Origin of the sequence: Vibrio sp. RE86, from assembly GCF_013114545.1 — a bacterium.
Lineage (GTDB): Bacteria > Pseudomonadota > Gammaproteobacteria > Enterobacterales > Vibrionaceae > Vibrio.
In genome coordinates this window covers 1-12,361 of the sequence record NZ_VTXI01000021.1, presented here as the reverse complement: position 1 = coordinate 12,361, position 12,361 = coordinate 1, and the positions used below count along the sequence as shown (strand labels likewise).

The 12,361-nt window shown below is 46.5% G+C and carries 9 protein-coding genes; 8 read left to right on the top strand and 1 reads right to left on the bottom strand.

The genetic code is table 11. The annotated features are described in order from the left end of the window. Positions 1–64 precede the first annotated feature (64 nt). A complete protein-coding gene (locus F0231_RS17125; protein WP_171760918.1) occupies positions 65–1,252 on the top strand; it encodes a benzoate/H(+) symporter BenE family transporter in 1,188 nt (395 codons plus the stop codon). 99 nt (positions 1,253–1,351) lie between these two features. Beyond that, complete coding sequence (locus F0231_RS17120) at positions 1,352–1,858, top strand: DUF3087 domain-containing protein (RefSeq protein ID WP_171760917.1); 507 nt, start codon at positions 1,352–1,354, stop codon at positions 1,856–1,858. Positions 1,859–1,931: 73 nt separating this feature from the next. Here F0231_RS17120 and F0231_RS17115 read toward each other — a convergent pair whose 3' ends face one another. Further along, a complete protein-coding gene (locus F0231_RS17115; RefSeq protein ID WP_171760916.1) occupies positions 1,932–3,185 on the bottom strand; it encodes an SGNH/GDSL hydrolase family protein in 1,254 nt (417 codons plus the stop codon). A gap of 426 nt (positions 3,186–3,611) precedes the next feature. On the opposite strand from F0231_RS17115, the gene F0231_RS17110 reads away from it, so the two are divergent. The 6 genes from F0231_RS17110 to F0231_RS21170 form a co-directional block, all read left to right on the top strand. Continuing rightward, positions 3,612–5,621, top strand: a complete 2,010-nt coding sequence (locus F0231_RS17110; protein ID WP_171760915.1) for a S8 family serine peptidase — start codon at positions 3,612–3,614, stop codon at positions 5,619–5,621. 9 nt (positions 5,622–5,630) lie between these two features. Then, entirely contained in the window at positions 5,631–5,978 is a 348-nt protein-coding gene (locus F0231_RS17105) for an ATPase (RefSeq protein ID WP_171760914.1), read from the top strand. 179 nt (positions 5,979–6,157) lie between these two features. Continuing rightward, on the top strand, positions 6,158–7,690 hold the full coding sequence (locus F0231_RS17100) for a phospholipase D family protein (protein WP_171760913.1): 1,533 nt from the start codon (positions 6,158–6,160) through the stop codon (positions 7,688–7,690). A 318-nt stretch (positions 7,691–8,008) separates the two neighbouring features. After that, on the top strand, positions 8,009–10,426 hold the full coding sequence (locus F0231_RS20850; RefSeq protein ID WP_216612301.1) for a hypothetical protein: 2,418 nt from the start codon (positions 8,009–8,011) through the stop codon (positions 10,424–10,426). 436 nt (positions 10,427–10,862) lie between these two features. Beyond that, entirely contained in the window at positions 10,863–11,165 is a 303-nt protein-coding gene (locus F0231_RS17090) for a hypothetical protein (protein ID WP_171760912.1), read from the top strand. A gap of 15 nt (positions 11,166–11,180) precedes the next feature. Further along, on the top strand, positions 11,181–12,361 hold a 1,181-nt coding region (locus F0231_RS21170; RefSeq protein WP_216612299.1), incomplete at its 3' end, for a hypothetical protein.

Below are 12,361 nucleotides of genomic sequence, written 5' to 3'. Positions count from 1 at the left end.
GCTATAACGCACGGGTGCTAGATTGAATGTATGGACGTTATAACGCACAAGGAGGGGAATTAACATGACTCAGTTAAAATTTTCTCATATCAGTACGGGATTTATCGCCGTTTTCATTGGTTATGCGAGTGCAGCAGCGATCATTTTCCAAGCTGCGATGAGCGCAGGCGCCACGGAAGATCAAGTTGCTTCTTGGTTTTGGGCGTTAGGCATTGGTATGGGTGCGACGACGATATTAATGTCTTTGTACTATAAGAAACCGATTGTTACCGCGTGGTCGACGCCTGGCGCTGCCTTACTGATCACCTCGCTTGATGGGTTAACGATGAATCAGGCGATCGCTGTGTTTTTGTTTAGCTCGCTATTGATCACGCTGGTGGGGTTAGCGGGAATATTTGAAAAGGTGTTAAAGCAGATACCAACATCAATTGCATCGGCCATGTTAGCGGGGATCTTACTGCAATTTGGCCTTGGTCTGTTTACGTCTCTCATGGAAGAGCTACTCGTTGTCGCCGTGATGCTGGCACTGTTCATATTAGCCAAAGTTCGATTGGGCAACTTGCTGATCCCTAGTATTTTTTTGATCGCACTCATTATGTGTATCGGGATGGGGAAACTCGATCTTACACAAGTGACAATGGGGATAACCTCGCCGGTGTTAATGGTTCCAGACTTTGAACTCTTCTCGATGATCAGTGTTGGTATTCCATTGTTTATTGTGACTATGGCCTCTCAAAATTTACCGGGATTTGCAGTATTGAAAGCAAATGGCTACAAGGTTGACTCGTCTAAATTGATAACGACAACTGGTGTCACTGGTTTGCTATTGGCACCTTTTGGTGGATTTGCGTTTAATTTAGCGGCGATAACAGGAGCGATTTGTATGGGGCCAAATGCGGACGAAGATCCAAAAACACGATACATGGCAGGCGTGTCGATGGGTGTATTCTATTTGTTGGCGGGGATTATGGGCATGTCGTTTGTATCACTGTTTAGCGCAGTTCCTCAAGCTATCGTAATTGCGATTGCCGGGTTAGCGATTATGCCCACGTTGTTGAATTGTTTATCGGTGTCGATGGCAGATTCCAAATACCGTGAGCCCGCTCTGTTGACGTTCTTATTAACCGCGTCAGGTATTGACCTTCTTGGAATAGGCAGTGCATTTTGGGGATTATGTATTGGCTTGGCCTGTTGTTGGTTATTGAATCGTCGAGCAAACGTCGCGCAAGTGAAGGGGCAGTCGTCAACATAATCGTGGCTCAACCCCTTTTGAATCGATAACAATGTATAATGAGCGAATTATTCCCCCCAATCTAAGCGATGTTAGTGTTGTTCTAACAATGGATTATCAATGAAATTACAGAAGATCGATAAGCAGTTATACCGTTCCCGTTTAAATGTCGTCATTGTTTCGTGTATCGCTGCTCTTGCCGTCGCGAGTTTGGCGATTTCTCAGACACTGATTGCTTTGTTTCCTTCAGAATCGGGTTCTCACTTTCATTGGAATTTACTGGGTGTTGTTGTCAGTGCGATTGGAGTCGTGGTGACGCTCAGTAAGCTTAAAAGCCACCCTAAAATGCACGAAGTAGCCTACGTATGGGACCTTAAGCAGTCGTTAAACTTGATTTATCGTAAGAAGAGAAAACTGGATGCGGCGGCAGAGCAGGGTAACGCTGATGCAATGCTGGCGCTTCAGTTTAGCTACGAGGGCTCACGTCAGCTTTGGCAACTGGACGACAACACCATCACGATGGATAGCTTGAATACCGCTCAAGAAAAATTAGACGAACTAGCGAAAGAATACGGCGTTGATTTGGATGTGTCGGAATATCACTCAGATATCCTGAAGTCTTTCTAGATCCTTTTTACTTCGGGTAGGACAATAACGAAAAGGCGAGCAAATATGCTCGCCTTTGTTTATAGGTCTTATTTTAGAAAGGATGATTAGACAGTTGATTGCTGCTTTCTAACATCTTTTCTGCGACGTAGCGGTGCGTTGCGGTTGTAGGGTGGGTGACATCCCAAAATACAAACTTATCTGCTCCGTAAGCTGCACATTCATTACGCAAAGAATGGTTGTAGAGATAATCTGCCGCGGAAGAGCGATTAATATTCAAACAGGCGGCCGTCGCGTTCTCAAACCCATGCTCCTGAGGATTCGAAGTGAGGCTGTCAAACAGCGAATACGCATCATAAAGCGTTATGTTATAGCCTTGCGAGATATAGTAGTCAGCTTGCGCTTGAATAAACGCATTCATCGCGATGATCTTTTCTCGAATCACTTCGATCTCTTCTTGTGTCGAGTAATTGAATTGCGGTGCTTTTGTCGCATCAGGTAGCGTCATTAATAGTAAGTTTTTTGCCCCCACATCGGTTAATCGTATTAACGCTTCGGAGTAATCCGATTTTACTTCTGCAACACTTCTACCGTAGTTCATGAAATCATTTAAGCCGAACTCCAACGTAAACAGTGTATTGGCTGGGTTATAATTTTTCGCGAGTTTCATGTAAGTAAGGTATGAGGAAACTTGCTCGCCTACACCCGTCAACGCGATATATTGGTTTTCGCCCGCAGCTCCGCCAACAGCCCAGTTGTAGAGTGGTAGATTCTTGGCATTGGCAATGTATTCCGTCCAGACAAATCCGTTAGAAAAATGGCCCAAGAACCAGCTATTTGGATTCGGGAAACGCCACTGAGAAGCGTTAAATATATTGCCTGTATCAGAAAGACTGTCGCCTAGCGCAACTACCTTGTTGATCTGATTTGGTTGAATGACAGGATCATTACTCCAAATCGTATGGTTGTATGAGAAGCGATTGTCAGCTGCATAGTAGGTGATGTTTGCGTTGTCGTTTGCCAGATCTAATGTCTGCTCACAACGTTCACGAATGACGCTTTGAGGGGTATCAGTGTAAAACATGTTTTTGAAAGAGAGTGAGCTCCACCAATAACCGTCGATCGTAAAGTAGCTTCCATCTGGGTTTTCCGCCCATTCCCAATCGGTCGCGGCATCTTCTATGGCATAGCTTGTCCGATACCAACAGCGAACATAGGTATAGGTTTGTTGTCTTTGAGCACTCGCAATTTGTGCTGCGCTTAGTGGCTCAACGAATGTGTTAGGTTCTGCTGCTGACGCTGAAGCGAGTGGAAGAATGACACTCAGTAACGAAATTATTTTTTTCATAATAGTCTCTTTCGAACTTACATTTGAGAATTACTCTCACTAAGAAAGGTAAGCTTCGACTTACTGGTCGGATTTGTCAATTGCAATAAAATTCAAAAAAGTAGCTTTGGTACCGCTGTCTCATTTCAATAGATTTAGTGAATATCAAGCAATATTAAATTTATAGAATAAATACTCAAGCTAAGTGACTCGCAATGCAAAAATTATTATTAAGTCATTGCTTTATAAGAATAATGGTGCGTCTATTGAGTATTCACTCTATCTGTTGGATTGCCGATCTTTTGTTCATTTATAACGATTCATCGCTGAAATGGTTTGGCGATGCTTTCTATTTAAGACTAGCTAAGCACGTCACTCGTCATTCTCTAAATTGACTGTGACTGAATACAAGATGAATAAATATTGTCTGAAAAGGAAATAAGGCAAATGCATAATAAAAAGATAGGCTTAGTAACCTTGTCATTGGCTATGACGCTTCCAACATTAGGTTACGCAGCACCGTTAGTAGGCTTTGACGAGTCATCACTACCCACAAAATACATCGTTAAATTTAAAGAGGATACTTCTAGGCTTTCGACTATGAGTGGAGGAATGCTGATTGCACCTGAGATCGTGCAAGAAGGCGTTTTAAGCGAACTTGATGCTCGAGAGGTAGAGAAGCTAGGTAAAGATGCAATCTACAGTGTTGAATTAGAGAACTCAAAACTTGAGGAACTAAGAACGCGAACAGATGTTGAATATGTTGAAATTGATCCACCTCGCTACTTACTGAGTGAAACAACACCGTGGGGATACAACGCAGTAAACGCTGACCTGTTGGATGACTCTAACTCAGGAAATCGCACCATTTGTATCATTGATTCTGGTTACGATCTTGCACACAACGATCTTAGCGGGAACCGTGTGACGGGTACAAATGATAGTGGCACGGGTTCATGGAACATCCCTGGAACAGATAACTCCCACGGAACACACGTAGCGGGCACCATCGCTGCTATCGCCAACACGGAAGGAATCAAAGGCGTTCTACCAAATCAGAATGTTAATCTACATATCGTTAAAGTTTTTAATGAACAAGGTTGGGGTTACTCTTCAAGCTTAGTTAAAGCGATACAGACATGTGCTGATAACGGTGCAGATGTAGTGAACATGAGCTTGGGTGGCAGTCAGTCGAGTCAAACTGAGAAGGCAGCACTCCAAACTATTTACGAACAAGGCGTATTGTTGATAGCGGCTGCTGGTAATGACGGTAATACTGCACACAGCTACCCAGCATCGTATGATTCGGTTATGTCGGTTGCCGCGACTGACAACCAAAATGATCATGCAGCATTTTCACAATCGACTGATCAGGTTGAAGTCTCTGGCCCAGGTGTGGCGATCCTATCAACTGTGACGGTTGGGGAAGGTAAACTTTCTGATATTACATTAAATGGTGTAAGCCAATTTGAACGTGGCATTGTTCCGCATAATCGATTGGTTCAGAACAACGGAAGTTTTGGGCCAGAACCGATCGCGGGTTCAATCACGGCACCATTGGCTGCTTGTGACGTGTCGAGTGGCGCGTTTTCGTGTGGCGATATGACTGGCAAGATCTGTTTAACTGAACGTATTGGCAATCAATCTTCAGGGGATTACCCAGAAATCAATGCTGTCGAAGCGTGTTACAACGCCGGTGCGCGCGCTGTGGTTGTATACAGCAACGCGGAACTTTCGGGTTTGCAAAATCCTTTCCTTGTGGATAGAGACAATCAATTCCCTGTGGTATCAGTGAGTGTAGATCGCGAGTTTGGCCTGTCTTTACTAAACGAAGTAGGCAACGAAATTTCACTGTCTACAACGTTGAACGAAGATTACGAGTACTACAATGGTACATCAATGGCGACACCGCATGTAGCGGGCGTTGCAGGCTTAGTCTGGAGCTATCATCCAGAGTGTAGCGCTGAGCAGATTCGTTCTGCGCTGGCAGAGACTGCAGTTGATATCGATGTTGCCGGACGTGACAATCGCACAGGTCATGGTTTAGTGGACGCAAACGCGGCAAAACTCCACCTTGATTCTGGATGTAATGGACCAACAGGTGGTTCAAACGGTTGGACGTTTGAAAACACGATGGGTGCAGAAATACCAGACAATAGCTATGTTGGTGCAGTTAGCGATCTTGATGTAAGCCGAAGTGGTGACGCAGGTGTTGTTCGAGTCACACTAGACATCAGTCACACGTATATTGGTGATCTTTACATCACATTGACTTCACCTTCTGGTGCACAAGTGGCACTTCATGCGAATAGTGGAGGAAGTGCTGATAATATTAAGTCGAGTTATGATGCGAACTTCACAGGTTACGAGGCGTCAGGTGTTTGGCAACTCAAAGTGGTTGATAGTGCTTGGAGAGATGTTGGCACGCTCAACAGCTGGAGTTTAACCTTTGAATAAGAGGGCACAATGAAGCGAGTATTTTTAATACGTAGGTTGACGACTTTTGCGAGCCTAATCTTTTCGGTTGTCCTGTGTGGGGCAAGCCTAGCCAATAATCAGGGTTTTCCATTTGATGATAAACGGCTAGAAGAGAGTGCAGAGCAAATACCTCGTTATTTTGTTAAATATCACCAAAGTAAAGAGGAGCAAGTGAAGCAACGCATTCAAGAACTCGGTCTTGATGTTGTTGATCACCTACCAGCGCAACAAGTTTATGTCGTGATGGGTGACAAAGAGACCATTGATGCTCTCGGGCGATCGGCGGCGGTGGAATACACTGAGCAAGAGCCAATGAGGAAATTGTTAAGCCAATAGTGCTTGTGACGTTTCCAAGCATGAAATCAATAAACAACTACTCACATCAATAAGTAGTTGAAAAGGCGAGCCGTTTGGTTCGCCTTTTTGCTATTCTATAGGTTGAATTATCGAACTACGCTCTGCGTATGGCTTCAAGCAAAACCAACTGAAGCTAAAAAAGAAAAGGAAGTCATTTAATGCCGACGTTAAATCGTATCACGAGCTCAGTGCTTTTGATCGCTTCACTTGCGGGGTGCTCATCGCTACCAGAATCGATCAGTCATGACAGCGACCCTCAAAAGGCGGTACCAGAGAGTACGCTTTTGAGTTTAAGCGAAAGTTATCTTTCCAATACAGAAGTGCCAGATCAGAGCGGTGTGTTGATACAGGACAGTGGTTGGCAGGCATTATCACAACGTTTAGCATTGGTAGACTCCGCCGAACATTCCATAGACATCCAGTACTATATTTGGAATTCAGACAAATCTGGCCACTACTTAGCGAGTCGATTGTTGGCTGCAGCAGACCGCGGTGTGTCAGTCAGAGTGTTATTGGACGACATAAACTTAAATCAGCGAGAAGATCTGTTAACCGCGTTAGATACACACCCTAATGTTCAAATTAGAGTCTTCAACCCAACGCCGACAAGACGGGGTTTAGGCAAGTGGTTTGAGTTTCTTGGCGACTTTTCACGACTCAATCGCCGTATGCATAATAAATCGTTTACCGTTGATGGCGCTTTCTCTGTCGTAGGGGGAAGAAACATTGGCGATGAGTATTTTGATCTTTCCGATGAAATCAACTTTCGTGACCGTGACGCATTGGTAACGGGTGAGGTTGTCGGTGAGATTCAAACAAGCTTTGTGGGTTACTGGGACAGCCCTTGGTCATACCCAGTTGAGATGTTGGGCGGTGAAGCGACCTCAGAAAGCCCGACGTTACCTAAAATCGCCACACCCGTTTATCTAGGGTTTCCAAACCTACCTAAAGGCGCTAAATCGTCACGACAGTTTATGAAAGACAGGCTTAGTGAAATGAGCCTGGTAAAAGCTGATTATATCTCAGACACACCAGTGCCTGATGACGTAAGTAATACTGACGAACCTAAGATTACTGCTCAAGCGTTGGGGAAGCTTGCTCGAGAATCTCAGAATCAGGTTCTGCTTGAATCGGCTTATCTTGTCTTTGACGATGAGCAGCTAAAAGGGTGGCAAGCACTTAGAGAAAGTGGTGTTGAGATTAGGGCCTTAACTAACTCAATGGCGTCGAATGATTTGGTGACCAATCATTCTGCGTATGCGGGCAGACGAAAAGATATGCTAGAGCATGGCATTTCTCTGTTTGAGTTGATGCCTGATACCAAACTATGTAATGAATCGACAAAAGATGATTCAAAATGCGCGCCAAAGGTCCCATATGGGCTGCATACTAAGTCGGCGGTGTTTGATTCAAAGATCGCAGCGATAGGGTCGTTTAACTTTAATTTGCGATCAACTTACCTAAATACGGAATCACTTCTTATCATTGAGAGCGAAAAAGTTGCTCAGCAGCTAACCGAGCATATTACTCCAGCATTGAAAGAGGCAAACAGTTGGAACCTCATACTAGACGATGGCAATGTTGTTTGGTATGCCAACGATAAGGTATGGGAGAAAGAGCCGGAAACTGGCAACTGGGAAAGAATGCAATCGGGCTTCCTTCAGTTACTACCCATAGAAAAGTATCTGTAATTAAAAGGGAGCGTAGGTCACGCTCCCTTTACTTTGCTTCATTTAAACCTCTCACCGAAAGCGCTCTATCCCTCCACTCCAAATCATCCCTCTAGATTGGTTTGTCGATTCAATATTGAGTTGATTTTGTCAAAAACAAGTAATACTATCATTAACAGTATGCTATGTTGTATGAATGCTTAAATAGACACAGTAATGAAACCATTCCAACCAATGGAAATAGATTTATCAAACAGCGAATACGCTTTAAGTGTTGAGATCTCTTTCAGTATGGAATCCTCTTCACTAATAAGTATTCTTTAATAGAGAGGGAAATCTATGAAGTTATGTAAAAAAAGTGTATTGCCCGCTTTGATTGGTTCATTGTTAAGCTCTGGCTCTGCGATGTCATCGACTTCAGAGCAAGCAATCACCATGCTACATAATGGGATCCTGCGTGATTCAAACACGGACCAATTAGTCAATGATACCTTATGGTTTAAATTCAGAATATTTGACTCCCCTAGCGATGGTTCCGATTCACGTTATTCCGGTGAGTTACCAGTGTGGGAAGAGTTACATCGAGTGGTCGTTTATGAAGGTATGTATAGCGTAGAGCTTGGGGGAAAAACGCCTCTACTCGTCGATCGATTTGAAGAGAGCGATGTAGAATTTGATGTTGTTATCATTGGTTCGGAAAGTGAGTACGCTGATGCTACAAGCGCGGAGAGTGTCGACCCTTCAACGTATGAACTAATGGATAAACCAACTCCAATCAGTTATGTCCCACGTTCTGCGTATACAAAGAGCGCCGGCGTAGCTAGAGCCATTCTAGACAGTCAGGGTAACGTCACTATCTCTGAAGATGGGAGTGCTACGTTGAGCTCTTTAGACGTTACGAGCGGTGTGAATGTTTCAGAAATTTCGATAAATAGCTTGCCGATCATTGATACGCATGGCCAATGGATTGGACCAACGACGGGTATAGTTGGTGACATAGGCGCGACGGGCAGTCAAGGTGATACAGGCCCAACGGGGGCCACGGGTGAGAACGGAGATGCAGGCCCAACGGGTGCGACTGGCGACCAAGGCGATACAGGCTCAGCAGGCGCGACTGGAGATAAAGGCAACACAGGCCCCTCGGGTACGACTGGCGATAAAGGCAACACAGGCTCAGCAGGTGTGGCTGGCGATAAAGGTAATACAGGCCCTGCGGGCATAACTGGTACTAAAGGTAACACAGGTGTGACAGGTGTTACTGGCAATAGAGGCAATACAGGCCTTGCGGGTGCGATTGGCGACAAAGGTGACACAGGTCCATCGGGTGCAACTGGCGATAAAGGCAACATAGGCCCAGCGGGTGCGACAGGCATTCAAGGTAGCATAGGTCCAGCGGGTGCGACTGGCATTCAAGGTGGCATAGGCCCAGTGGGCTTGACTGGCGATCAAGGTAACATAGGCCCAGTGGGTGCGACTGGCATTCAAGGTCGCATAGGCCCAGCGGGTGCGACTGGCATTCAAGGTAGCATAGGCCCAGCGGGTGCGACTGGCGATCAAGGTGATATAGGGCAAGCAGGTGCTACTGGAGGTAAAGGTAACACAGGCCCCGCGGGTGAAACTGGCGATCAAGGAAACATAGGGCCAGTGGGTGCAACTGGAAATAAAGGCAATACAGGCTTGGCGGGTGCAATTGGCGATCAAGGCAACGCAGGCCCAGTGGGCGCGACTGGCGTCCAAGGAAGCACAGGTTCAGTGGGCGTGACTGGCGATCAAGGTGACATAGGCACAGTAGGTGCGACTGGCGATCAAGGTGACGAAGGGCCAGCAGGTGTGACTGGCGCTCAAGGTAACATGGGCTCAGTAGGTGCGATCGGCGACCAAGGTAACGTAGGGCAGGCGGGTGCGACTGGCGCTCAAGGTAACATGGGCTCAGTAGGTTCGATCGGCGACCAAGGTGCTATAGGTGCATCGGGTGCGACTGGTGACCAAGGTGACACAGGCTCAGTGGGTGCGACTGGCGGCCAAGGTAGTATAGGCTCAGTGGGTGCGACTGGCGCTCAAGGTGCTATAGGCTCTGCGGGTGCAACTGGCGCTCAAGGAAGCATAGGACCAGTGGGTGCGATCGGCGCTCAAGGAAGCATAGGCCCAGCGGGTACGACGGGTGATCAAGGTGCTATAGGCCCAACGGGTACGATTGGTGGTCAAGGTGACACAGGTCCAACAGGTGCGACTGGTGGTCAAGGTGCAGCGGGCTCAACGGGTGACACAGGCTCAACGGGTGACACAGGTCCAACGGGTGACACAGGGCCGACGGGAGAAACTGGTCCTGCAGGGACAATCGGTTCCGAGGGTGGAACGGGAGACACTGGTCCTATTGGTGCGACCGGCGCCATTGGTGACGCAGGCCCAACAGGCCCAACAGGCCCAACAGGTTCAGGGTTTAAGCTAGTAGGTAGAGCGGAGGTTGATGGTAGCGGTAGTGTTACTTGGTATTCATATGGCGGTGCAATAGCATCCCCCATCGGCATAAGTTACAACGTATCAAGCCGGGCGATAGAGCTTTTGCTGGGCATCAATGATATGGGGGCACATGTTACCGCAAACTTATTCAGAAGCTCTTTAAATGAGTCAGCAAGTACTTGCGCGATATGGGCACAAAATTTGGCAAGCGATAAATACCATATTCTCTGCTCTGATACTTCAGGTGCGGCAATTGACTTGAGGGGGAGGGTTCTATCTATTAACTACGGGCGTTAGTAAGCAGTACACAACTTTAGCGGAAACGGATTGAGCTGAGCAATATTTGTTGCTTAGCTCATTGACTTTTAGAGAGGCCACTTATCCGTGATGAATCATACCTAACGATGTAAACTTCTGTTTCGTCAACCTACTCCTCTCTCTTAAACGGTGTTACTACCGTATCATGAACGCACATGTAAGCCGTGAATACGTGCTTCGCCTCACTACAGTTATCATTAAGTCGTTAAACAAGACACTTTTTTATCGGACGCCACCAGCGGTTGGTTGGGGGGATAACTCACTCATATAGGAAAGAAGGTGGCTGGAAAAAGCATAAAGCTCTACATTCGAACCTATGTCTTTAGGTATCAAATAACCAGTTGATCTTGCCAATAATAAATACTACTATCTTTAACAGTATGTTGTATTGTATGGGTGTATTATGAGACAAAATTTGACGAAGATATTCATTTTATGTGGATCGTTTGGCTTGTTTGGGTGTAACGATACAACGATCTCATTCTCAAATGGTGTTAGTCCTATTAAAGCGGTTGAAGATGCGGAAAGTGACTCTGATCCAGAATTAAATAAGACAAAGTTCGTTTTGAACGGCTCAATGATGGGTACCGACAGTTCAACAGACTCAGTAATGAAACCATTCCAGTCAATGGAAACAGATTTATCAAACAGCGAATATGCTTTAAGTGTTGAGATCTCTTTCAGTATGGAATCCTCTTCACTAAATGGTTCTCTTTGATAGAGAGGGAAATCTATGAAGTTATTTAAAAAAAGTTTGCTGCCAGCTTTGATTGGCTCATTGTTAACCTCTGGCTCAGCAATGTCATCGACGTCAGAGCAATCAATCACCATGCTGCATAATGGTATTCTGCGAGATTCAAACACCGACCAATTCGTGAGTGATACCTTATGGTTTAAATTCAGAATATTTGACTCTCCCAATGATGGCTCAGATTCACGTTATTCCGGTGAACTACCACTGTGGGAAGAGCTACATCGAGTGGTCGTTAAAGAAGGTGTCTATAGCGTAGAGCTGGGGGAACGAATGCCCCTACATGTCGATCTGTTTGAAGAGACAAATGTTGAATTTGACGTTGTTATCATTGGTTCGGAAAGTGAGTACGCCGATGCTACAAGCGCGGAGAGTGTAGACCCTTCAGCATATAACTTGATGGATAAAGCAACCCCAATCAGTTATGTCCCACGTTCTGCGTATGCAAAGAGAGCTGGCACAGCTAGATCAGTTCTAGACAGTGACGGTAATGTCATTATTTCTGAAGATGGTGCTGCTACGTTGAGCTCTCTAGATGTTACGAGCGGTGTGAATGTTTCAGAGATATCGATAAATAGCTTGCCAGTCATCAATACACATGGTCAATGGATTGGGCCAACGGCTGGTTTAGCTGGTGACACAGGGGCGACGGGTGACACAGGCCCAATGGGTGATACCGGTGCGACGGGTGACACAGGCTCAACGGGTGACACAGGCCCAACGGGTGACACAGGCCCAACGGGTGACACAGGCCCAATGGGTGACACAGGCCCAACGGGTGACGCAGGTCCAACGGGCGATACAGGCCCAACGGGTGACACAGGTGCGACGGGGGGGACCGGTCCAACGGGTGATACGGGGCCAGCGGGCAGCACAGGCCCAACCGGTGATACCGGTGCGACGGGTGACACAGGTCCTACGGGTGATACAGGTGCGACGGGTGATACAGGCCCAACGGGTGACGCAGGTCCAACGGGTGACACAGGTCCAACAGGTGACACAGGTGCGACAGGCGACACAGGCCCAACAGGTGATACAGGTCCAACGGGCGACACAGGTCCAACGGGTGACACAGGTGCGACGGGCGACACAGGTCCTACGGGTGACACAGGCCCAACAGGTGACACAGGTGCAACGGGTGACACAGGCCCAACGGGTGATAC